Raw genomic sequence first — 24,302 nt, 5'->3', positions numbered from 1 at the left:
ATGAAAGTCGCCTTAGTCCAAACCTCGCTAACCTGGGAAAATCCAACCGAAAACAGAAGCCATTTGTCTCAAAAAATCAATGGTTTTTTAGAAGAAGTTGATTTGATTGTGCTTCCCGAAATGTTTTCATCGGGCTTTACGATGAATCTAAAAACTATCGCTGAAACCATGGATGGCGAAACGGTTTCCTGGTTGCAACATTTGGCTAAAGCCAAAGACTGCGCGATAACCGGAAGTTTGGTGATTGAAGAAAACGGCAATTATTACAACCGTTTGGTGTTTGTTTTTCCCAATGGCGACATCAAAACCTATGACAAACGGCATTTGTTCACGCTCGCCGGAGAAGACAAAGTATATACCGCAGGAAAAGAAAAATTAATCGTGGATTACAAAGGTTTCAAAATTTGTCCGCTGATTTGTTATGATTTGCGTTTTCCGGTTTTTGCCCGAAATGTTGAAAACTATGACCTATTGATTTATGTCGCCAATTGGCCCAAACCCCGTGTCAATGCTTGGGATATTTTGCTCAAAGCACGCGCCGTAGAAAACATGAGTTATGCGATTGGCGTGAACAGAATTGGTTCCGATAATAATAATCTGGAGTATGTTGGCCATTCACAAGCTGTTGATTTTCTTGGGAATTATTTAATTGAGCCCAATGAAAATGAAAGTGTTTCCATTGTCACATTGGACAAAGAAAAATTATTGGAAACGAGAGGTAAATTGGCGTTTCTGGACGACAAAGATAAGTTCGAGCTTATTTAGTGCCAACATTAAATGGCTGCTCAACATCCCAGTTGGAGCGAACATCTATTTCTTTCGGGAAATAAATAACTTCTTCGGTTTGGCGTTTTTCTAAGTAGCTTCCGGTATCCCAAACCTTATTTTTATTATCGTCATAGATAATCCGCAAGGTGTAATACGCGGGTTCAATGGCATCAAAATTGATGGCGTTATTGCTTTCTGTATATTCTGTGTATTTGACTTTCCCGTCTTTATCAGTCAGTTCGACAATCATCGGAAACCTTTTGACATTTTCCAGAATCACTCTCAAATTACCATAATCCGAAATATTTTTGGTAGTCACCTTAAACGACAAAGTATCGTTTTCTTTTTCGTAAAAATCGGTCATTGCACCCGGTAACGCTTCGATGGTATACTTTTCCAATGGCTCTTTTTTGAAGTCCAGATATAACTTTTGGTTGAAATCATCATATTCAGTAGTAAAATCAACAGCCAGGGAATCTTTATTTTTGATGCTTATTTTCGATTTGTCAAATTTCACCAAAGGCGTAGCACTAGTCATTGAAAATCTCTCGCGAAGTGGTAAAGTACCGCTAAAATTGGAGCTAATCGAAATAGTATCCGCTTTTTGGGCTTTGATTTTTACAATGAAGTCTGCTTTGTAATTGTCTTTTTCCACATTCACCTGAAGCGAATCAACTTTTATTGGTTTGAACCAAACTTGCAGTGAATCTTTTTTTGGCATTTGGGTAACCAATGACGGAATAATTTCCGAACCATTTTTGATGGTTACTTTAGTTCCTTTTGCTTTGCCTTCATAACCCATTAGCAATCTGCTTTTGGACGCCTGAGTAGGTTTGAAAGCTTTGAATGGCAACTCTTCCTTGAATAATTCTACTTCAAACACCGTATCATTCGGTATGGTAATGTATTGCCTTTGGAAACCGATTTTATCCGTTTTTGGATTGTAAATATTGTTGTTGCTATTGTCTTTCAGTGCCACCAAAAGATACTTGCCTTCTTTGAGGTTTTCGAGCTTGACAATTTGCAAACTATCCAAAGTATTGGTAATGTATCTTGGTGTTTCTTTGTAAATCGTAGAATCATTAAACTTTTCATCCACTTCGTACAGCATCACCGATACAAAGTTGTCTGTTTTCTTTTCCAAAGCATCCTTTATCTTAACGTTTAACGCCAAAGAATCAATATAACTTCCGGTGGAAAAAACATATTTGAACTGCGGATAAGGATTGCCTTCGTTGTTGTCTTCAATACTTTGACCAAAATTAAAACTGTAAGTGGTATTCGACTGAAGTGTGTCTTTTATTTTAATCGTGATGGTTTTGCTCGCGTTATAGGGTAAAATCTCCGGCTTAATTTTCATTGGTGGAGAAACAATCAGCTGCTTGCCAACATTTTTCAGCTTTACATATTCGTCAAAAACCAGTTTGATTTCTTTTCCGTTGAAATTGGTTGAAAGATTTTTGGGTAAACTCGATTTTAAAACCGGTGCAATCGTGTCTTTGGCACCACCGGTAATATTGCCGCGCTTGGCACAACCAATGGTTAAAAGGATTAACAGTAAAGAAAAATATCTGAAGTTATTTTTTGGCATAAAGCATTTTTTCAAACCACAAAATAACAATTATATTTAGTGTGAATGAAATGTTTTTTGGGAAACTTAACAAATTAACTGTGTGACATTGCCATACAGACAATGCTGATTTTCGAATTGGGGATTTTGAGCAGTTCTCTGCTGCAGGCTTCAAGTGTAGATCCGGTGGTAATCACATCATCAATCAGCAAAAAATGTTTCCCATGGTGATTTTCCGAAAACGAAACATCAAAAATGGTTTTGCTGATATCTGCCCGGCCTAAAAGTGATTTTTTAGTTTGGGTTTTGGTGTATCTTTTCCGTTGCAAAACGCTTTCTTCGTAAGGAATTGCTAAGTTTTGTGCCAATGCTTTGCCAAAAGTCGTCACCTGATTGTAACCGCGTTCGCGCAATCTTCTTTTGTGCAGCGGAACGGGAATGATATAGTCGATGTTTTTCATTGGTTCCAAATGTTGCAATTCTGAAGCATACCAATACCCTACAATTTCCCCGATTTCTTGATTTCCTTTGTATTTTAGTTGGTGCATCATTTCCTGAACAATGCCTTTTTTGTGGAAATAAAACAGTGCCGCACCAAACTCGAGCGGAATTCTGCCATAGAATTTTTGGAACACTTCATTTTCTTCGATTTTGTGGTGATTCGTGAGCGGAATTTCGTGTCGACATTGCGTACAAATGACCATTTCATCACTCAATAAAAAGGAATGACAACCGGCGCACGACTTTGGAAAAAATAAATTCAGCAGATGATTCAACATAAAAAAGTAATTTTCTTACATAAAATTATAAAATTTTTCTATTCTAATTGATTTTTAAGCCTTTTTTTATCATCGCTTTTTATATTTTTGCAGCATTATGGCAAAACAAGAAGATTTATTTAAGAATGTAGTTTCGCATGCAAAAGAGTACGGATTTATTTTTCCGTCTAGCGAAATTTATGATGGTTTGAGCGCGGTTTATGATTATGCGCAAAACGGAGTCGAATTAAAAAAGAACATTAGAGAATATTGGTGGAAAGCCATGGTGCAAATGCATGAAAACATTGTTGGCCTTGATGCCGCAATTTTGATGCATCCAACCACTTGGAAAGCTTCGGGTCACGTTGATGCGTTCAACGATCCGTTGATTGACAACAAGGATTCTAAAAAAAGATACAGAGCCGACGTTTTAATTGAGGATTATGCCGAAAAGTTAAACCTGAAAGCCAAAAAAGAAATTGAAAAAGCCCGCGAGCGTTTTGGTGCTTCTTTTGACGAAGAACAGTACAAAACGACCAATCCGCGTGTGATGGAATATTTGGCCAAAGAGCGCGAAATTCTGGAAAGAATGGGTCGTTCGCTTGGTGCCGGAGATTTAGAAGATGTAAAAAATCTTATTGAAGAATTGGAAATTGCCGATCCGGAAACCGGTTCAAGAAACTGGACGGATGTAAAGCAATTCAACCTGATGTTTGGTACTAAACTTGGAGCTTCAGCCGAAAACGCAATGGATTTATACTTGCGTCCTGAAACGGCTCAGGGAATTTTTGTGAACTTCTTAAACGTACAAAAAACCGGTAGAATGAAGATTCCTTTCGGAATTGCTCAAACCGGGAAAGCTTTTAGAAATGAGATTGTAGCACGTCAGTTTATTTTCCGTATGCGTGAATTTGAACAAATGGAAATGCAGTTTTTCGTTAAGCCGGGCGAAGAAATGAAATGGTACGAATACTGGAAAGAAACTCGTTTGAACTGGCATTTATCGCTTGGTTTAGGCAGAGAAAACTACCGTTTCCACGACCACGAAAAATTAGCGCACTATGCCAATGCGGCTGCCGATATCGAGTTTAATTTCCCATTCGGTTTCAAAGAATTAGAAGGAATTCACTCGAGAACCGACTTCGATTTGAAGGCACACGAACAGTTTTCAGGTAAAAAACTGCAATATTTTGACAACGAAACCAATTCTAACTATGTGCCTTATGTAGTGGAAACTTCGGTTGGTTTAGACAGAATGTTCTTGGCGGTTTTTGCTACTTCCTTAAAAGAGGAAACTTTGGAAGACGGTTCTACACGTACCGTTTTGCGTTTACCATCGGTTTTGGCACCAACAAAAGCAGCGGTTTTACCATTAGTGAAAAAAGACGGTTTGCCGGAAGTCGCTCAAAAAATCATCGAAGATTTAAAATGGGATTTCAATGTAGCCTATGATGAAAAAGATGCGGTTGGTCGTCGTTACAGAAGACAAGATGCATTAGGAACACCATTCTGTATTACAGTGGATCACCAAACATTGGAAGACGAAACGGTAACCATTCGCCACAGAGATTCGATGGCACAGGACAGAGTCAAAATTTCAGAATTGAGAAACATAATCGGTAACGAAGTTTCGATGAGAAACTGGTTGATGAAAATGTAACACCATAAATTGTCATTTCCGCCTTCACGGGAATCCAAAAACCCTAATCCTTTCGGAATTAGGGTTTTTTGCTTTTTGTAAGTTTTTTTCCGAGATAAAATTCACATATTAACAGGATTGCCCTTTCTGTCAACAAAATTTACCATTCGTCGACTAAAATTCTAATTTCGTTACAACGAAAATACGGACGGTTAATCGTTTTTATTTTTGTGGCTGATTTTAAATTTTAATCTTAGCCAAAACAAAATAGTTTCCCCAAAACTACCCGTTAAATTTAACTGATGATGCTTTCCCCTAAATCACGGAAAAGCGTTCATGAGCCACACTTACATAATTATTGATGACAATCAGGAAGATGTCACGAAAACTCAGGCCATAGCTGAGCGCTTTCGTAACCTTTCCTTTGTCGCTTCTGCCAATAGTTATGACGAAGGTGTAAATTTGATCCTCGAACACCAACCTCATCTTGTTTTTTTAGAAATTGATCCGGCGGACAAAAAGAGCAATCTTTCCTTGTCGCTGATTAATGAGCTGTACCGTTATTTAAGTGTGGTTCCTAAAATTATCATTACTACTTCCAAAAAGGATTCTGCTTATGACGCTTTAAAGTATGAAGTGATTGATTATTTGCTGAAGCCTTTAGACATCAATGATTTCAGAAAAGCGATTTTGAAATTTGACCGCGCCATTAAATCGGATTTGCCACATATGGAAGTGAAAAATCCTGCGGCGACTTTTGAAGTTTTGGATGAAACCCTTACGGAAGAATTAGAAACAGCTGAACACGATGTGGAAATAAAAGCCATGCCTATAGTGGTTGAAAATCCGGTTATGGTTCAGAAACAGCAATCATTGGTGATTTGTGTAAAATCTTATGGGGATTACCGTTATATCGATTCGAATGATATTCTTTATTTTGAGGCCGACAACAACTCAACCGATATCCATTTGAACAATGGCGAAATGATTACGGCGTTCAAGACTTTGAAACATTTTGAAACCGTTTTACCGCAAACACAATTCTTGCGTATCCACAACAGTTATATTATTAATGTAGACCAGGTTTCGAGAATCCATACCGGAAACACCGTTTGTTACATTAAAAACTCAACCACCAAATTACCGTTCTCTAAATCCTATAAAGAAAATGTTGATTTGATCATCACCCGGATTGCAGGTGGAAATTATTTGGAAATATAGACGAAAAATAATACATTTACTCAAATTCAAATATGGAAGTAACTGTATTAATTATTGATGATCATCCATCTCTTATAGAAGGTTATAAGGCGATACTGTCTTATAATCCCTATGGCTACGTCATAAATACTGAGACCATTTTTAGTTGTGAATCGGCGTATGATTTAATTACAAGCACCAAAGTTGCTTTTGATGTCATAATGATTGATTATACCATGCCACCCTATCCGGAGAAAAATATTCATAACGGTGCAGACTTGGTCCCGATAATCAGACAATATTTACCCGAAGCCAGAATTATGATGCTTACCTCTCATTATGAATCACTTTTGTTACTTAAGTTAATCAGAGAATGCAATCCCGAGGGTTTATTAGTAAAAAGCGATTTTCAGGCTGAGGAGCTTTTAGTGGCGTTTGATACAATAGTTAAAGGTGAAAACTATTTCAGCAGTACAATCAAAAATCTCAAACAAGAAATTAAAGAATCTGCCAAGGTATTGGATAGTTACAACAGGCAAATTATTATGTTATTATCCCAAGGCATCCAAACTAAAAACCTTCCTGAACACCTAAATCTCTCTAAAAGTGCGATTGACAAAAGAAAAGTCACTATCAAAGAATTCTTTGATATAGAAAAAGGCACAGATGAAGATATCCTCAGAGAAGCCAGAAAACAAGGTTTGATTTAAACCAAATCGCCTTTTCCCACTCTTTTTCAAATTTTAACAAAATGTACACTTTTAGTGTAACAGAAAGTCATTCCTGACTCATAATTTTACTTTGATAAAAATTCAAATTCAAAATTGGTAAAACAACAAGACTTACCATCTTGGGTATGAAGCCGGATAAAAGTGGTATTTTGTTTGGTGAAATTAATCGAAATTTTCTTCTGTTTATTTTTGGTTTGTTATTAAGCAGGAGTAAAGAAAACAACCCAATACAGCCCTGGCTTTGACGTTTGGACGACTAAAAAGCAGGGCTGTTATTTGTCTAATCACCTCCTATAAGAGAGCCAAAGACAATTGGGGCCATAACAAACTGGCTATTCTTATTATACAAAAATCATAAGATTTTAATTAAATTGGCTAAATGAACAAAGCGTCTGTATTTATTTTATTTCTACTTATAATTCTGAACGGTTGTAATTCAAAAACAACTGATAAAAGTAGTACCGCCAACAACGACTCGATTCAAAAATACATTGCTCTGGCAAGCAATGATACTTTGGATTTTGATAAAAGAATAAAATATAACGATAAAATATTGTCATTTATTGATTTGAGAAATAATGATTCTGTAAAGAGATACGCTCTGTACTTCGTCTCCTTTAGATACCATCTACTTCGTAAAAAAGAAGAATCAAAAAAAACTGCTTCACAATTGTTACAGCTGTCTTCCGCTGTAAAAGATACACTAAGCTTAGGTTTTGCATACAGAACCTTAGGGCTTTACCACACAAGTGTTTCCAATAACGAAAAGGCAATCGAATATTTATTTAAAGCAAAAAAACTATTTAATTCTGTTAACAATAAAGGTTACGTTCTCAAGACAATGATGGATATAGCTATAACTCAATCCTATGCATGCGATTATTTGGGAAGCAACAATACTGCTTTTAAAACTTTATCACTTGCAAAAAAAATGGGGTTCACTGAGCTTGATTTTAAATTAAAAAAAATAATTGCAAATAATCTTAGTAGTTTAAAGCAAAACGAAAGAGCTATTGAATATTTTATGGATCTCAATCAAAACTATTCTGATTTAAATGAAAAACAGGAATTAAATGTTGAAATAGCTAGTTGCTATATTGATTTAAAGGAATACGACAAAGCTTTTGATTATTTGAACAAATTCCTTGAAGATAAAAAAGCCAGAACATCAAATCCTGATGATTATGCCCAATGCATATCATTATTAGGTTTATATAAAACAGAGAAAGGTGATTATAGTAATTTGCCAAATTTGTTCTTCAAGGCTGATTCCATTTTTAAAAGAGTTAACAGCTTATCTGCTAGAAATTACAACCAGATATACCTCTCTAAATACTACTTTAAACGTAAAGAAATTTTGAGCGCTATAAATGCCGCCAAAAGATCACTTGAGATTTCCAGAGAATACAAAAACCCCGATGATGTTCTGATAAGTCTAAACCAACTTCTCAAAGTTGATAAAAAAGAGGCTCAAATCTATGCTCAGGAATACATTCGAATCAATGATAGTATGCAGATTGCCGAAAGAAATTTTAGGGATAAATTTGCGCGTATAGCCTACGAGACAGAAGAAATTACCCAGCAAAAAGATACTGCACTTAAACAAAGATCAATCATCATAGCGGTTGCACTCACCCTTCTTGTTATTTCACTGCTGATATTCATTATCGCCCGTCAGCGGCTAAAACAAAAAGAACTCCGGCTGCAGCAGACCCAGCAGAATGCCAATGAGGAGATTTACCAGTTGATGTTATCCCAGAAAGGCAAGGAAGAAGCAGCGCGTCAGATTGAAAAAAAACGGATTGGGCTTGAACTGCACGATGGTGTGATGAATAAATTGGCCAGCACCCGGTTAAATCTTTCTGTATTGTCTATTAATAGAGACGATAATGCCATTGAACAATGTTTATCGCACATCAATGACATCCAAAATATTGAAAAAGAGATTAGGAATATAGCTCATGACTTAAATCAGGATGTTTTTGATCAATATGACACTTTTGGAAAACTATTGGACGATTTTGTGGAGGAGCAAAATAAAAACAGTGATACCCTGTTTATATTGGAAGTAAACAGCTCAATTGATTGGAATACGATATCTAATAGTACGAAAATGAATTTATACCGCGTCATTCAGGAAGCCAGCCATAACATTAACAAGCACGCAAAAGCTAAAAAAGCTATTATCAGTATATTGATTGATAACAACAATATTTGTCTTTCGATTACTGATGATGGCATTGGTTTTAATGCAGTCGCTTCTGAAAAAGGAATTGGATTAAAAAACATGAACCACCGCGTAAAAACACTTAATGGGAAATTTAGCGTTAGTTCAAAAACCAATTCCGTTACTTCAATCAATATCGCAATTCCGTTAAAAGGGTTTAATTAAATTGGCTACATGAAGAAAAGAATTGGATTTCTATTACTGCTGTTTATAATCTTCTATGGTTGTAACACTAAATCGACTGATAAAAATACCTCTGCCAACAACGACTCAATTCAAAAATACCTCGCTTTGGCTGGTAATGATACTTTAGATTTTGCTAAAAGAATAAAATATAATGAAAAGGCAGCGTCTTTTTTGGATTTAAAGAAAAATGATAGTTTGACTAGGGAATATTTGAGTTTGGTTGTTTATTACTCCTTGTCTACTAAGAATTGGTCAAGTTTTAAAAAAAACTCCGTCTATTTTTTCAAAAAAGTGACAGAAGCAAAAGACACTTTGGGGCTAGCGAGACATTATAAATATAATGGATTTTACTGTAGTAGAAAAATGATTTTTGACTCTGCTTTCTATAATTTTTTAAAATCTGAAAAGATGTATAAAAAAATAAAAAATGAGAACGGTCTCGCTAATCTTTATTCAAGTATGGCTGATGTTCAATTTAAACTAGATGACAATCTAGGCTCTGAATTAAGTGCTGAAAAAGCATATCAACATTCTAAAAAAACAAATAATATAATAGGCCAATTTTTGTCACTGATTAATATTGGAAATGCTAATCATAATTTAAATCAATATGAAAAAGCTATCAGTGCTTTTAAAAGTGCATTATCCTTAGCCAGAAGAAATAATCTTAAGAAAAAAAATTACAGCTACATTGGAACTTGTTTAAATAATATTGGAAACACATACCGGGTTCAAAAAAAATATAAGACCGCTATTTACTATTTTAAATTAGGTTTACAAGAAAAGAATATAGCACATAGTGACCCTGAACTATATGCCTATTTATTAAACAATTTGGGCTATTGCTATTTAAAGACCAATAAAAATAATAAACTCCTCAAATTATTTGAACAATCTAAAAAAATATTTGACAGTCTGGGCATAAAAAATGAAAGCGCGATTTCTGATATTTATCTATCCGAGGTTTATTTAAATCGAAAAGATACTTTAAAAGCAAATCTTTACGCAGAATCAGCTTTAAAATTGGCAAAAGAAGCCGATGCTCCCTATTATTACGTTACTGCTTTAACTAACGCAGGAAGTATAAATCCGAAAAAAGCACCAAAGTACATTCAAGAATACCATCGCCTTAATGACAGTCTCCTTTTTGCCGAAAGAACGGCCCGAAACCAGTACTATAAAATACAGTTGGAGACTGATGAAGTAACCGCAGAAAAAAATACAGCACTCAAACAGCGATCCATCGTAGTAGCTATTGCACTTACACTTCTCTTCATCACAGTGCTCATTTTTATCATTGCCCGTCAACGTATAAAACAAAAAGAGCTTCGACTGCAGCAGGCACAGCAAAATGCCAATGAAGAGATTTACCAACTCATGCTTACCCAAAAAAGCAAGGAAGAGCAAGCACGTCAAATCGAGAAAAAACGCATCGGTCAGGATTTACACGACGGTGTCATGAATAAACTGGCAAGCACACGACTACACCTTTCCATACTGTCTATCAACCGCGATAAAAACACCATCGATAAATGCCTTACGCATATAAACGAAATACAGGATATCGAAAAAGAGATTAGAAACATTGCCCACGATTTAAATCATGAGGTCTTTGACCAACCAAATAGCTTCGGCAAATTATTGGAAGACTTTGTTGCTGAACAAAATAAAACCGCCAATACAACATTCACACTCAAAACAAAAGGCACTATCGATTGGAATATCGTCTCCGGCAGTAAGAAAATGAATCTGTATCGCATCATCCAGGAGGCCTCTCATAATATCAACAAACACGCAAAAGCTAAAAAAGCCACAATCAGTATTCTCATTGACAATGACAACATTAATCTTTCAATTACCGATGATGGTATCGGTTTCAATCCTTCCGATTCCACAAAAGGCATCGGACTAAAAAATATGAAGCACCGGGTAAAACTCTTAAAGGGAAAGTTTAGCATTAGTGCGCAAACCAATGCAACTACTTCAATAAATATTGCTATTCCTCTATAAACTTTATATTGACTACATGAACAAATGTGCTGTTTTTTTATTATTTGCAATTATAATTTTCTTCGGTTGTAATACTACAACAGCGGATAAAAAAAACGCTACAACAAACGACTCCATTCAAAAATACCTTGCTTTGGCAGGCAATGATACTTTGGCTTTTGACAAAAAGATAAAGTATAATGATAAGGCAGTATCCTTTATGGATTTAAAGAAGAATGATAGTTTAACGAGGGAGTATTTGCATTCAGTCACCTACAACTATTCTTATGCCCAAGATTGGCCTAAATTCAACAAATATGCATCTCAATATTACATAAAGATTTCAGAACAGAATGACACTTTGGGTTTAGCAAGATACTACAGATACAAAGGAGCTTATTATTTTAGGAATGCTGTCTATGATTCTGCCTTTTATAGTTATTTACAGGCCGTAAAATTATATAAAAAAACAAAAGATGTAGAAGGCCTTGCTTATACAAATTCATTTATGGCTCATGTACAATTCAAATTGGATGATAATCTTGGTGCTGAATTGAGTTCTGAAAAAGCATATCAATATTTTAAGAAAGTAAATAATATTAATAAACAATTTTACTTATTGGTTAGTATTGGAAATGCTAATCATAATTTAAATCAATATGAAAAAGCTATCGCTGCTTTCGAAAGCGCTTTAACCTTAGCCAGAAAAAATAATCTTAAGAGAAAAAATTTCAGCCACATGGCGACTTGCTTAAACAACATTGGCAATGTATACCGGGTTCAAAAAAAATATAGAGAGGCTATTAAATATTTCAATTTGGGGTTGAAAGAAAAAGACTTAAAACATAAAGACATCGAAATATATGCTTATCTGTCCAATAATTTAGGCTATTGCTATTTAAAGACTGACAAATTTGAGGAACTCCCATATCTGTTTGAGGAATCTAAAAAAATATTTGACAGCCACGGGATAACAAACGAAAGCGCTGTTAGTGATGTATATCTGTCTGAATATTATATAAAGAAAAATGATAGCCTAAAAGCAAACATTCACGCAGAATCAGCAGTAAGATTGTCAAAAGAAGCTGATGCGCCCTACTATTACTTAACCGCATTAACCAATGCAGGCAGTATCAATCCAAAAAAAGCACCAAAATACATTCAGGAATACCATCGCCTCAATGATAGTCTCCTTTTTGCCGAAAGAACGGCCCGAAACCAATACTTTAAGATACAATTGGAGACAGATGCAGTAACCGCCGAAAAAAATACCGCCCTCAAACAAAGATCTCTTGTAATTGCCATTGCACTTACCCTTCTCTTCATCACAGTACTCATTTTTATTATTGCCCGTCAACGTATAAAACACAAAGAACTTCGCCTGCAACAAACCCAGCAAAACGCCAATGAAGAGATTTACCAACTGATGCTAACCCAAAAAAGCAAGGAAGAAGAAGCGCGACAGATCGAAAAAAACCGCATCAGTCTGGAGCTCCACGATGGTGTCATGAATAAACTGGCAAGCACACGACTACTCCTTTCCATACTATCAATCAATCGCGATAAAAACACCATCGATAAATGCCTTACGCATATAAACGAAATTCAGAATATCGAAAAAGAGATTAGGAACATTGCCCACGATTTAAATCAGGAGGTCTTTGACCAACCAGATAGCTTTGCCAAGCTACTTAAAGACTTTGTTGAAGAACAGAATAAAACTGTCAATACCTCATTCACAATCGAAACAAACAGCACTATCGACTGGAATAGTATTTCAAGTAGCACAAAAATGAATGTATACCGCATCATCCAGGAAGCCTGCCATAACATTAACAAACACGCTCAGGCAAAAATGGCATCAATAAATATTAAGGTAAACAATGCCACCATCACTCTCTCAATCGCCGATGATGGCATTGGTTTCAACAAAGACACCTCCGCAAAAGGAATCGGTTTAAAAAACATGGAGCAACGTGTAAAAACCCTAAAAGGAAAATTCAGCATTGCCTCAAAACCAAATTCCGGTTCTTCAATCAATATCACAATTCCAATGTACGATTTCAACTAGAAATTTCTACAAATATCTTTATGGCTCCCCTCCTTTTCAAGGAGGGGTGACCGCAGGTCGGGGTGGTTCCCTCCATTCTCTATATTCTATTTTCTTTTCTCTTGATTCTTGCCTCTTTCATCCCTGCCGACAGGCAGCTCCCATCTTTCCTATTTTGACATACAATTTTATACCTATTTGAATACTCCTCAAAAAAAACTTTTCCTATATTTGAAATATGGAAACAACTAGCAAACCAAAACACATCGGTCGCAACATCTCACGCATCCGCGAACTCCGCGAAATGAAGCAGGAAGCCCTCGCTATGGCTATTGGCGTGAGCCAGCAGACCATTTCCAACATTGAAAACAGCGAAACCATTGAGGAGGATAAATTACAGCTAATCGCAGAAGCACTTGGCGTAAGTGTTGAGGCAATAAAGAATTTCTCTGATGAATTAGTTATTAATTTCTTTAATAATTTCAGCGATAATAGTATAAATCAAGGACCAATAGGACAAAATAACACTTGTAATTTTAATCCTTTGGACAAAGTAGTAGAATTGTATGAGCGATTAGTTGAAGCAGAAAAAGATAAAGTGGCTTATTTAGAAAAGCTGCTAAATAAATAAGTCACAATTATATTTTCAAAGCCACATTTCAAAACCTCTCATCCGGGAGGTTTTTTCATATTACAAAACGAAAACATTAAAAGGAATAATTTATATTTGAAAGAACCAAAATCTCATTTTAAGCAGAACAGTCTGTTTAAACAAGTTGGATTAAAATGATTGCATGAGACATATAAACGAGTTCCGCAAAAGTTTATGAACGATTCCACTAATTTAGACGACAATCTATGAATCGAATTTTGACAGAGATTGAAATTCAAGAAATTGAAAAAGAAGCTAGAACAGACCCAATGTTTAGATACGGAACAAGTGTTCGAGTAATGATGTCTTCAAAACATAGCTTTACACAAATCATTTGTGTATCAAATAAAGGTTTAATCTTAATTAAAGGAAATCTAGAAACTGGACATGAACATATTCGTGCAAGACATAATTATTGGTCAATCCATCGATATTCAAATAAAGATGGTTCAGCATTTCAAGCACAAAGTAAGTTTCCTGAAAATATTCCTCCCATGAAATACTCTGAAATAGCTGATAAAATATATTCGCCTGAAAACTTTATTTCGGAAAACATTCATGATGATGCCGATAAATTTGAGAAGTATCAAGGAAACTATTATTTTGATGGTGAGACAGAAGAAAAAACAAATTTAATTCTTTATAAAGGCTCAAAAATAATTCATTCATTATATCCACAATCAGGCAAAAAATACAATACTGACAGAAACAAAACTAAAGATCCGTTTGCAAAAGGCAAGGTCGTAGTAGAATATGACGATTACAAAATAGAAGGAACAGTCAAAGTTCCATATTACAATCTCAAAGGAGAATTATGTTATATGCTATTAATTGAAAAATTCTTTCGTCAAGATATTGAAAAAATAAAAATTCTTGTTTTTGACGAAAATGAAAGATATAAGTTTCACGTAGAGATAGGAGAACGAAAATTATTTGAATTTAGCGGAGAAACTTCTGAAAGAATTACATATCAACATACAGATTTGAAAGATTTTGAAAATTTCATTTTGAAAATAGAGGCTGAACAGAAAAAATAAACTTTGCTTAACAGCAGTTTGTAGCAACTGCAAATAAATTATTCATTAACTTAAAATCTCTTCAATTTTAGTTAGAGCATCATCAAAATTTAGTGCTTTAGATTTTGAATTAATGTAGTTGTCTCGACAATCATCTATTAAAAGATTTATATAAAACAAACCATTGTCTGTTTCTATATTGACTATTTTATTTTTTATCTCATTCAGTTTAGCAATTATTTTTTCATATCCTTCTGTAGTCCTTGCTAAATTTGATATGTATATTTTAAGAAAATTGCTAACTCCACTAAATCCAATTTTATTTCTATCTTCCAAATAAATTTTATTGAATAACTCTTCTAAAATGTTATAATCCTCTATTATATCATAATTTGCAAAAGAACTTTCTTTTAGTGACGGTACACTATCAATATTCAGAAAGTATTCAAGATATTTCAATGCCTCCAACGAGTTTGACTCAAATAAAATTGCAAGTGCGTTCGAATAATAATATCGCTTCTCATCATCCATCTCTAACTCAAGATATTCAATTGCTTTTTCTATGCATAATTCCTTATGAATACCTAAATCCATTAAAATCTTAATTGATGACCAACATACATGACTCTTCACGTCGATACAAAGTTCAACTAATAAATCAGTATCACTAGTCAGTTTTATATATTGTGAAAGTTGACTGTCTGAATTATAAATCAGTCCATCAATTAAAAAGCATTCCCTGATTTTTGAAAATGTTTCAACTAAACTATTATCAAGAGCATATTGTATGTGCTTATTTAATGAAAAGAACACTAATTGTTTATTCAAAAGGTTTTCTACAATTCTCTGATTGAACACATCAATATTTTTAATTCTGCCTTTTAATATGTCCAAATTATTGTCTTCAACATTTGATTTATCTACATCAAAAAACTCAATACTGTCTAGCATGAACTGTTGTGGTAAATTAATATCCAGTTCTATCATAAAAAACAAAACTGTTTTCAGCCTTTCATAATCTTTGAGCAAACTAAAACGAGAATCATCTATTCGCTTCATTATTTTATTAAAATCAATGTCTTTTGATACTTCTAAACACCATTGACACAAAAACTCCTTCTGTTCCTCCTTTACTTTTATTTTGTCGCTACCTTCTATTTTTGATTTAATCTCTTTAATAATTATAAACTCCTCATTTAAAATCTCAACAACATCATCATATGTAATCTCTCTCTTCTCTTTATAAACCAACCTGCTTAACAGAGAGTAGGCTATATCAATTCTATTGCCGTGACCATTCTTTTCATACCAGGCCATATCAATTTCTCTCATTCGTTCTGGCTTCACTGAATTACCATATTCACCAAAAATCACCTGTATTTCAGACAACAATTGAGGTTTATTGAATAGTTTATCAAAATTGTCTTGTGGCTTATTTTCAAACTCCATTTTCTGTTCTTCAAACTCTCTTTCAAGTAAAAAATCATGTTTAAAAGTGAATTCGTTTTCTATCATAATGCTATTAAATTCACCAGCTAATTTTCTGTTCCCATGATTTGCTATAACATTCCTAAAAAAATCCAAATTATCACTATCCAAAGACCCATCTTTAAATTTATCAATTACAATATTGATAGTTTTCTCAGTAGTTATTGAAGCAAGAAAATATCCAACATTGTTAAATGTGAAGTTCTCAATTAAGTATTTAAACGATTCTATTTGTGAATTGATACTACTTTTTAATATCAAAGCTTTTAAAAGAGTCTCCCTTAAATAGTATTTTTCCTTATCCTCAAAAGAGGATAATAATCTAACCAAGAAATCAGATTCTTCGCTTTCAAAAAATAAACATTTTTCAATAATATCTTCGGCAAATCTATTATCAGTATAACTGTTAGTAGTTTCATCAAAGTAAAATTTAGCGAAGAATATAAAATTAGAGGAAGATTTCAACCTAATTATTAATTTTTCTAATTTCCAACTATTCCCTCTCATCACATCATCTTTTTCTACTCTCGGCAGAATCCTTTTGTCTCTCAAAAATTCATCTTTTATATACCAAAAAAAATCATCAATTGGTTTGTAATCTTTTAGTAAGGAAAGTAACTCTATATTGATTTGCTTGCTTGTTTCTGCTTTAAAAATTTCAAATATTTTATGCAAATATTCGATATCTTCATCACAAAACATTTGATCATTGATACAGCTCACAACATGAGCTTTTATTGCATCTGATATTGATTCAGATTTCAAGAGGCATAATAATTCTTGTTTAAAATCGTCTCTTCTATCTAACGGAACAGTAAAAAAACTCAACAATTCCAAAGCAGATATTATTACCCTGTAATGATTCTTATCATTGTTTACAATCCTATTTAGATAATCAAAATTCTCAACGCAATCACCAAAATCAGCTATTTCCTTTACGGTAAGTGTTTTGTTGTTAGTAATCCAAAAGGTCTTATCTATACATTCTGTTTCAAAATACTCTCTGAATATTTCAACTCTTATATTCTCAATTCTATTTTTGTCTGCTTTAAATAATAATTCTCGGTCATTCGCCTTGAGCCATTCAACTAACAAATTATACTTGTCGATTTCTACAATATTGATTAAAAAAGTTATAGTATTAAATAATGATTGATGAGTTTTGTTTGTTCCTTTAATTACTATGAAATCAATAATTCTATCATATGATAATTCACTTAACGCAAGTGCAGCAAAGTATTCCTGATAATTTTTATGAATGAACTTAAAACTTCTTTTGTCAAAAGACTTTTGAATGAATTTAAGATTAATTAACTTATTATACCCTAATCCAAACAAACTCCTTAACTCCGCTTTTTCAATACTTGTGTTTTTAGTTAATTCCAAAATCAAAGCAAAAATTTTATACATTTCAATTTCATCAGCTGGCATCCCCCCTTTAATATTTTCATATATTTCAAAGACTGAATCAGGAATTATATTATGACTTGTGTAATAAATTCCAAGTAGATTCAACATAAATGGATCTTCTAAAATATCTTTGAATTTATCTTTTTCAATTTTATCATATACTTCAACTGGCAATCCAAATTTACCGTTCAATAATTTCATGCTTTGAGCAGTCGTGAAACCATCTAAATAAAATTTAGCCGGCTCTAATTGGCTTAGCTCTTCATTGTAAGCATAGGTTCTACAAGAGATAACTATTTTAAAACTTATCTCTTTATTCTCTAATAGTCTTTTAATTTGTTCAGATAAAACACTCTTAAATTCAAACTCATCAAATCCGTCTAATAAAATCACTATTCTGTTATTGGCTTTCCAATCAACAGGCATCAAATCACTAATATCCTCAAACCTATCCTTATTTGATAAGTTTATAAAAATTGGTGTTACTCCTAAATCGGATATATTTTTCTCAAAGTATTTGGACAAATTGATTAATTCGGTTGTCTTTCCGCTCCCTGGTTCCCCCAACAATAAAATGATGTTTTCATCCTTAATTAACTCCAATAAACTTTTATCATCTTGAAAAAATGAAAATTTATTTCTCTTCAAGGCTCTTTTGATATACAAAACATCATTATCAACTATTGATGCTTCTTTCAAATAAATTTCTCTTTGAGAAACCTCACTAAAATTTGGTATCTCCCCTTTTGAAAAAAGGAGAATATTAAAATATTCGAAAATCTTGTTTTTGCTTTCTTCATCGGGCTCAATAAATAAATCATCCCCATAAACTTTAGTGAAAATTTCTTTTTCTAATGAGAGAATATCTTTTATATTGTTATTGGGCGTTAATATAAGTGTCTTAAAATCACTCTTTCGATTAAAGTAGTCTTCTAATTGTTTAGGATTTGAATCTTGTGTGCATTTTGACAAGTCAATTTTTGGGGATAAAAAGATAAAAATAGAATTTCTTTTTTCATAGTCAGACCTATCAAATTGTAATAGTTTTGTATGCAGTTGAGATTGCTCTAAAATTGATTTTTCATAATTTTTACACTCAATAAAAATTCCTCTTTTAAAAATATCGTCTTTTAAAATTGCTACTTCAAATCCAACATCAAATCCATATTGATAACCTGCTTTTTGAATCCAATTATTATTAACTTGGATTTTAAGCTGCTCAAACAGTGATAAAAAGAATTCTTCCGTTAATATCTCAAAACTTTTACCTTTTCCTTGACTTGTCATATATACCACTTAAATATTCAAATGTACCAATTTTAGGTGTTTGTAGTTTAAAAACTATCCTGTGCTTTATAACCCCCGATAGCGCGGATTTGCACACGAGCGAAGCAAACTGGCGAAACAATGCCCCCGCTACCGCGCGAATCCTTTCGCGTGAGTAAAATCTCCCCGCTACCGCACGAAATCGCAGATTCGACGAAGTCAATCTTTCGTGTGGTTCAAACCCCGATAATGCAGCTTTGAACCCGGGCGTAGCGAACTGGCAAAGCAATCCGAGCCACTTCCCCAATGCTTTACTTCTTCGTCAACTGCAAAACAACCACAAAGCGCTATGCAATTCATTACAATCACTAGGAAAACCATTGCAGTAAACAATAAATCTTTCACAGACTATGCAAAAAAGTATAAAATACTATTCAATTTTAACAAAATGTACACTTTTAGTGTAAATCCTTTAAAAAAAATAAGTCTAGTTTTATATTCTGGAATACAACCAGTAAACGTGATTTAAAAAATACAGCCCCGGGCTGTTAGTAACAAACAATTCCTTTTACCTTTTTATAGTAGCATAAGAGGAATTTATTTGCAACAATTCAAATATGAAATAAAACAATTCAAAAAAAGGAGAAAGCCACTACGGGATGTAATGGCTCTCACAGTCAAAAGAAACAATCTCTCACAAAAGTTTAATTTAACTCAACAAAATTATGAAAAACATATTTAAAAACTTTTTAAAATTAACTTTCATTTGCCTCTTCTTTGTAATCTCAGGTTGCGAAAAAGATTTGTATGAAGATCAAATAAAGTCGACTCATTCAAACAAAAGATATATTACAATAGATGAACTTAAAAATTTCCCGGCAGCTTTTAAACTCTATCAAAATATTGACACCCAAAATTCTTCAACTAGAGATTTAGTAGCTACAGAATCAAGAATAATCTATAACGCTGCATTGGATTTCTATATAAACACCGATAAGATACTTTACATCGAAAATGAAGGACTTCAAACTTTTACATTTGAAGTTTACAGAAATGACAATGACTTGACAAAAGTTGAAAATCTAGTACTAAGTTTCAAAAGTGATACCGATTTCGAGTCCTACTTAACAAAATATGAATTTACTGAGGAAGAAAAGGATTTAATAAACGAAGGACTAACTGTGCCGAATATTACTTCAAAGACTACGCTAACTACATTGTCTGGTAATGTGATAGTTGCAATGAATGATTATTCAGGAACAATTTATCATGATAATCAAGGGAATTGCTACATGGTTGACCACATTGAACCGGTAGGGATTAATGAGGTGATTATTTATTATATTTCTGTAAACTGCCCTCCAACTATTGCAAACGTTGATGAAGACGGTAATACCGGTGGTGGTTTCGACAACACTATTAACGGCTTTGGAACTTATGATAATACCGGGATTATTAATTGGATTGTTGGAACTGGTGTTTGGATTGGTGGCGGATCAATAACTGAGGGTGATGGTAATTATAATCCAGATGAGAATGGTAATATAGATGAAATCGTATTCCTTGATACTTCACCAGTTTTAACAAGTCAATTGAATTCGGGTAAGGCTTATCTAACAACTCAGAAGATTGGAACCATAATTAATTTATCTAATAATCAGTTTAATTATTTGATTAATAATTATGAAATTTCTCGAATATTTCTTAACTTATTAGAGAATGACGATTCGGAAGCAAATAAGACCTTTGTATCAGAAATAATTGACTTAGCGCTTTTAGAACCTAACCCAGTAGAAGCACAAAAGCTTATCAATTTAACTGTGCTACTTGAAAACAGCGGAGATCAACTATTTACTGATGAATTTGAATTATCGCTTGATCCATATGTTGATATTGATATTCACGGACCAATTTCAACCCTCGATCATCATTTCGTAGCTATTAACATTTGGCTTAAATATAATAAATTAAGACAAATAAATCCAGAATGGTCAAGGAGAAAATGTCTTTGGTACGCAAGTAAAGAAGTAATCCATTTAAGTCTGGATGTCTTTGGTATAATTCCTGTCTTTGGGGAACCTGCCGATTTTATAAACGGTGTTTTATACACAATTGAAGGCGAAGCATTACAAGCAACTTTAAGTTTTGCCGCTACTGTTCCAATTGTCGGCTGGGCGGCCACTGGGGTAAAGTTTGCAATTAAAGTTGTTCCAACAGCAACCGGAACTACAAAGCTAATTTGGAAAGTAGCTGCTAATGGGGTACTGCAATTTGGAAATCGAGGACAGCTTCGCAAAGTTCTTAATTTAGTCGTCGGAGATGGTTTACAAGCTCATCACATTATACCATGGAATAAACAATCAAAATCAATTGTTCAAAGGGCTGCCAAATCAGAAAATGCTTTTCACATGAATGAGGCATTGAATGGAATACCGCTAAGTACAGCGGTACATAATGGTTCACACGCGCATTATGATAATTTAATCCAGGAAAGATTTGATTTATTTAACGAAACTTTTCCAAATGCCACCCCAGATCAATGTTATGATTTTGTTGTAGATTTGATTCAAGATATTAGAACAGCTATACAAAACAATCCAACAACACCTATTAATGAATTAATTTTTTAAAATATGAAATTTTACTATATCCGTCATTCACTCGATAAAAATATACTTGGGGAAAATCCACAAGTAAAAGATTTTATATACAATTGTGATGTTTCAAATAATCCATTATTTATTGACAAATTTCATTTTGAAAGGATAGATGTTAATCCTATTGTTGTAAATCCAGTTTTACATCATGAATCTAATCTAACAGATTTAATCGATGCGAATGGCGATATAGGATTTACATATACAAAATTAATTAGTAATAAATTAAAGTCCATTTTAGAAAGTAAAAAGGCTTCTGGAGTACAATTTTTTCAATGTTCAGTTTTTAAAGATGGTATTGAATATAAAGATTATTGGTTGCTAAGTGTATATGAATTCAATATGAATTTTATTGATTTTTCTTCCAGTGAAATTACTGTAGGAATCAAGAAAAGTGGTGGTGGTACTGAACGTAAAAATGTTAAAGTTCAAACATTAGAAGAGTTCTTGAAAGTACAGGAAAATCATAAACAAAAAATGGAAATTGTCTCAATTAATAAAGTTCATCTTGTTGATGACATTAAAGATGATTTATTTTTTATCAAAACAGCTGGTAAATATGTCGTATCGGATAAGTTAAAAAGTGAAATTGAAAATGTTGGTTGTACTGGAATAGAATTTCAGCCAGTTGAATTTTCAATTAACGAATGGCTTCAAGGAGGCGAAAGAGAAAAAGTTTATGGTAAAATTTAGAATATAAATTATTAACACTAAAAATCCGTTTTGATGAAACAAAACGGATTTTTTTTCCTCAGACATGTAAAATAACATCAAAAAACTATGCAAATCAGCATTTTTTATATGCTTATTAGTATGGTAAACAACCTTCTTCTTTTAGTGTAATACAAACAGTATTAGTGGTATACGATAGTATAGCAAAGTAACTTGCGTCAAAAAAGCAAGGATATGCACTCACAAAATCTCCCTCAGGAAATCATCCACAAAATAGTGGAAATCATTACACAACAATTAGGGACTTGTACAGTTTACCTGTTAAATTCCCGAATTAGTAACCACTCTCTGGCTAATTTTCAGGTAAACACTGATACAGTCAGCCCTTATTACTGCTGCATTCTGGTGTTAACAAAAAATAATTCGGCAATAACAGCCTCCAACTTGGCAAACACCATTGCAGAACAATCCGCCAGAACCATTTTCGCCTCAATTCTATTGCATAAACTCTCTGACCTCAACACAAAACAATCGGGTCTGCAGCATTTCTTTGACAAAGCTATCCGTAATAGTCAACGGCTGTGCCTCGACAAATCAGCGCCTCCCTATATAATGAGTAACACCATTCCTCCAAGGGATTTCGAATCTGATAAAACCTTCTGGCAAAAATGCGTCGCAGTAGCACAATTCAATATCCAGGCCGCAAAAGAAAGCCCACAACTCGAGGTAGAACTATGCAAAATAGCATTACTCAATACTGCCTGTACACAAATCGCCTTAGGCTTAATAAGAATTGGCTTGGGTTACATACCCAATGAATTCGGCTTAAATTATTTGCTACAGCTTTGTACTCACTTCACCACCTTGCCAACACAAATTTTCAGCCAACAAACACCACTAGCTGCCAAACGCTACAAAATGCTCTGCGCCCCTCCATCCATGCTAAACCACTGGACAAAACTCTACGCCCCCGAAGAAGATTTTCTTTACCTCCTCGACACCACCCAACAGTTCCTCGACCAGTCCTATCTTTTTGTCACCCTGAGCATTTGATATTAAGAGGAGAAAGCAACGCTTTCGGTAATAAAGGGCACAACTCATAACTCATAATTTATAACTCATAATTATCTTGATCATGAAAACAATCACCCACCTCCCACAACCCCTCCGCGAACTCGCACAACAACACTTCGCCCTGCTCGAATCCCAAAACGTCAAAAAGAAACGAGACACCATCCAGCTCAACATTTCCGGCTATGCCGATGTGATGTACCTCATTGCCGATATTGTAAAAGTATCAATGCTGGCCCTCGAAGGCGAAACCAGTTCCTCTCGCATCCCCGAACCCGCGACCAACATCAGTGGAGTCCTCGGCATAATCCTCGACCTAATCCCATACGAAGAAGCCGACCTCCTCGACCTAATCCGTGAACAAGTCCTCAAACCCGTAGAAGAGCAAATAGAGCAGGACTATCTCGTAGAAAACATCTACCTCGCACTGCCATCACAACTCCATGCAGTTCTCGAGTAATAAGATAGTTCTAATTAACACGCTGTCATTCCCGCGAAGGCGGGAACCCATCTTATAACTAATAACTAATATCATCATGAACACAAAATTTGCACAACTTCTCAAAAAATCCGAATGGCTTTTAACAACCTTGCAAGACCATCCAAAAAAAGACGACTGTTACACCATTACCCTTAACTTCTCCTGCTATTCCTCTCTTTACTCCACAGTAAACGATCTGATGAAACTTTGCACCGTAGCATTACTCACAGAGGAACCCTATATCTCACCCATAGTAGGAAACCCAAACATCGACCTCGCCAATGTACTTGAACTAGCCATCCAATTAATGCCCAAATCCGAGCCCGAATTCCTCGATGAAGTAAAGGAATTACTAAAAGAAAACAGTACAGAAACAGAAGAAGAGCCATCATTCAATTACAGCACATCAAGAATAATAACACAACTAGCCTCCTAAATTCCCCTCCTCTGGAGCTGTGGCTGAAAGCCGGG

At 34.2% G+C, this 24,302-nt stretch carries 17 protein-coding genes; 14 read left to right on the top strand and 3 right to left on the bottom strand.

The features are described 5' to 3' along the window. Complete coding sequence (locus P1K33_RS01820; RefSeq protein WP_284651139.1) at positions 1-765, top strand: nitrilase family protein; 765 nt, start codon at positions 1-3, stop codon at positions 763-765. Here P1K33_RS01820 and P1K33_RS01815 read toward each other — a convergent pair. Together P1K33_RS01815 and P1K33_RS01810 are read right to left on the bottom strand one after the other, a co-directional pair. Then, positions 758-2,359: an Ig-like domain-containing domain gene (locus P1K33_RS01815; protein ID WP_284651138.1), complete on the bottom strand. Its 1,602-nt coding sequence runs from the start codon at positions 2,357-2,359 to the stop codon at positions 758-760. The genes P1K33_RS01820 and P1K33_RS01815 overlap by 8 nt on opposite strands. A gap of 74 nt (positions 2,360-2,433) precedes the next feature. Beyond that, positions 2,434-3,117, bottom strand: a complete 684-nt coding sequence (locus tag P1K33_RS01810; protein ID WP_284651137.1) for a ComF family protein — start codon at positions 3,115-3,117, stop codon at positions 2,434-2,436. A 97-nt stretch (positions 3,118-3,214) separates the two neighbouring features. Here P1K33_RS01810 and P1K33_RS01805 point away from each other — a divergent pair, with 97 nt between their 5' ends. The 8 genes from P1K33_RS01805 to P1K33_RS01770 all read left to right on the top strand — a co-directional run bounded on the left by P1K33_RS01805 (position 3,215) and on the right by P1K33_RS01770 (position 14,807). Then, the gene (locus P1K33_RS01805) at positions 3,215-4,756 is read left to right on the top strand and encodes a glycine--tRNA ligase (RefSeq protein ID WP_284651136.1); all 1,542 of its coding nucleotides are present in this window, start codon (positions 3,215-3,217) and stop codon (positions 4,754-4,756) included. 315 nt (positions 4,757-5,071) lie between these two features. Further along, positions 5,072-5,956: a LytR/AlgR family response regulator transcription factor gene (locus tag P1K33_RS01800; RefSeq protein WP_284651135.1), complete on the top strand. Its 885-nt coding sequence runs from the start codon at positions 5,072-5,074 to the stop codon at positions 5,954-5,956. Positions 5,957-5,988: 32 nt separating this feature from the next. Further along, positions 5,989-6,645, top strand: a complete 657-nt coding sequence (locus P1K33_RS01795) for a response regulator (RefSeq protein ID WP_284651134.1) — start codon at positions 5,989-5,991, stop codon at positions 6,643-6,645. 400 nt (positions 6,646-7,045) lie between these two features. Next, positions 7,046-9,058 (top strand): tetratricopeptide repeat-containing sensor histidine kinase, encoded by a 2,013-nt coding sequence (locus P1K33_RS01790; protein WP_284651133.1) that lies wholly within the window; start codon positions 7,046-7,048, stop codon positions 9,056-9,058. A gap of 9 nt (positions 9,059-9,067) precedes the next feature. Further along, positions 9,068-11,089, top strand: a complete 2,022-nt coding sequence (locus P1K33_RS01785) for a tetratricopeptide repeat-containing sensor histidine kinase (protein ID WP_284651132.1) — start codon at positions 9,068-9,070, stop codon at positions 11,087-11,089. Positions 11,090-11,105: 16 nt separating this feature from the next. After that, positions 11,106-13,139: an ATP-binding protein gene (locus tag P1K33_RS01780; protein ID WP_284651131.1), complete on the top strand. Its 2,034-nt coding sequence runs from the start codon at positions 11,106-11,108 to the stop codon at positions 13,137-13,139. A gap of 217 nt (positions 13,140-13,356) precedes the next feature. After that, positions 13,357-13,749 (top strand): helix-turn-helix domain-containing protein, encoded by a 393-nt coding sequence (locus P1K33_RS01775; RefSeq protein ID WP_284651130.1) that lies wholly within the window; start codon positions 13,357-13,359, stop codon positions 13,747-13,749. A gap of 227 nt (positions 13,750-13,976) precedes the next feature. Further along, positions 13,977-14,807 (top strand): hypothetical protein, encoded by an 831-nt coding sequence (locus P1K33_RS01770; RefSeq protein ID WP_284651129.1) that lies wholly within the window; start codon positions 13,977-13,979, stop codon positions 14,805-14,807. A 45-nt stretch (positions 14,808-14,852) separates the two neighbouring features. On the opposite strand, the gene P1K33_RS01765 is transcribed toward P1K33_RS01770, so the two are convergent. Further along, positions 14,853-18,971 carry an NACHT domain-containing protein gene (locus tag P1K33_RS01765; RefSeq protein WP_284651128.1) on the bottom strand — a complete coding sequence of 1,373 codons (4,119 nt, stop codon included), beginning with the start codon at positions 18,969-18,971 and terminating at the stop codon, positions 14,853-14,855. A gap of 704 nt (positions 18,972-19,675) precedes the next feature. Between P1K33_RS01765 and P1K33_RS01760 the strand changes: the two genes are divergently transcribed. The 5 genes from P1K33_RS01760 to P1K33_RS01740 all read left to right on the top strand — a co-directional run bounded on the left by P1K33_RS01760 (position 19,676) and on the right by P1K33_RS01740 (position 24,267). Then, the gene (locus P1K33_RS01760) at positions 19,676-21,580 is read left to right on the top strand and encodes an AHH domain-containing protein (RefSeq protein ID WP_284651127.1); all 1,905 of its coding nucleotides are present in this window, start codon (positions 19,676-19,678) and stop codon (positions 21,578-21,580) included. A 3-nt stretch (positions 21,581-21,583) separates the two neighbouring features. Next, complete coding sequence (locus P1K33_RS01755) at positions 21,584-22,300, top strand: imm11 family protein (RefSeq protein ID WP_284651126.1); 717 nt, start codon at positions 21,584-21,586, stop codon at positions 22,298-22,300. A gap of 213 nt (positions 22,301-22,513) precedes the next feature. Next, positions 22,514-23,332, top strand: coding sequence for a hypothetical protein (locus tag P1K33_RS01750; protein WP_284651125.1), 819 nt, complete (start codon positions 22,514-22,516; stop codon positions 23,330-23,332). Positions 23,333-23,414: 82 nt separating this feature from the next. Then, positions 23,415-23,810, top strand: coding sequence for a hypothetical protein (locus tag P1K33_RS01745; RefSeq protein WP_284651124.1), 396 nt, complete (start codon positions 23,415-23,417; stop codon positions 23,808-23,810). Positions 23,811-24,030: 220 nt separating this feature from the next. Beyond that, positions 24,031-24,267, top strand: a complete 237-nt coding sequence (locus P1K33_RS01740; RefSeq protein ID WP_284651123.1) for a hypothetical protein — start codon at positions 24,031-24,033, stop codon at positions 24,265-24,267. Positions 24,268-24,302 lie beyond the last annotated feature (35 nt).

It is taken from the genome of Flavobacterium terrisoli, from assembly GCF_030167905.1.
GTDB lineage: Bacteria > Bacteroidota > Bacteroidia > Flavobacteriales > Flavobacteriaceae > Flavobacterium > Flavobacterium terrisoli.
This window is presented reverse-complemented; position numbering and strand designations above follow the sequence as displayed.

Bases quoted from the DNA above. Each gene is read 5' to 3' on its own strand.
- P1K33_RS01820 (WP_284651139.1), top strand. From the start codon at position 1: ATGAAAGTCGCCTTAGTCCAAACCTCGCTAACCTGGGAAAATCCAACC.
- P1K33_RS01815 (WP_284651138.1), bottom strand. From the start codon at position 2,359: ATGCCAAAAAATAACTTCAGATATTTTTCTTTACTGTTAATCCTTTTA.
- P1K33_RS01810 (WP_284651137.1), bottom strand. From the start codon at position 3,117: ATGTTGAATCATCTGCTGAATTTATTTTTTCCAAAGTCGTGCGCCGGT.
- P1K33_RS01805 (WP_284651136.1), top strand. From the start codon at position 3,215: ATGGCAAAACAAGAAGATTTATTTAAGAATGTAGTTTCGCATGCAAAA.
- P1K33_RS01800 (WP_284651135.1), top strand. From the start codon at position 5,072: ATGAGCCACACTTACATAATTATTGATGACAATCAGGAAGATGTCACG.
- P1K33_RS01795 (WP_284651134.1), top strand. From the start codon at position 5,989: ATGGAAGTAACTGTATTAATTATTGATGATCATCCATCTCTTATAGAA.
- P1K33_RS01790 (WP_284651133.1), top strand. From the start codon at position 7,046: ATGAACAAAGCGTCTGTATTTATTTTATTTCTACTTATAATTCTGAAC.
- P1K33_RS01785 (WP_284651132.1), top strand. From the start codon at position 9,068: ATGAAGAAAAGAATTGGATTTCTATTACTGCTGTTTATAATCTTCTAT.
- P1K33_RS01780 (WP_284651131.1), top strand. From the start codon at position 11,106: ATGAACAAATGTGCTGTTTTTTTATTATTTGCAATTATAATTTTCTTC.
- P1K33_RS01775 (WP_284651130.1), top strand. From the start codon at position 13,357: ATGGAAACAACTAGCAAACCAAAACACATCGGTCGCAACATCTCACGC.
- P1K33_RS01770 (WP_284651129.1), top strand. From the start codon at position 13,977: ATGAATCGAATTTTGACAGAGATTGAAATTCAAGAAATTGAAAAAGAA.
- P1K33_RS01765 (WP_284651128.1), bottom strand. From the start codon at position 18,971: ATGACAAGTCAAGGAAAAGGTAAAAGTTTTGAGATATTAACGGAAGAA.
- P1K33_RS01760 (WP_284651127.1), top strand. From the start codon at position 19,676: ATGAAAAACATATTTAAAAACTTTTTAAAATTAACTTTCATTTGCCTC.
- P1K33_RS01755 (WP_284651126.1), top strand. From the start codon at position 21,584: ATGAAATTTTACTATATCCGTCATTCACTCGATAAAAATATACTTGGG.
- P1K33_RS01750 (WP_284651125.1), top strand. From the start codon at position 22,514: ATGCACTCACAAAATCTCCCTCAGGAAATCATCCACAAAATAGTGGAA.
- P1K33_RS01745 (WP_284651124.1), top strand. From the start codon at position 23,415: ATGAAAACAATCACCCACCTCCCACAACCCCTCCGCGAACTCGCACAA.
- P1K33_RS01740 (WP_284651123.1), top strand. From the start codon at position 24,031: ATGAAACTTTGCACCGTAGCATTACTCACAGAGGAACCCTATATCTCA.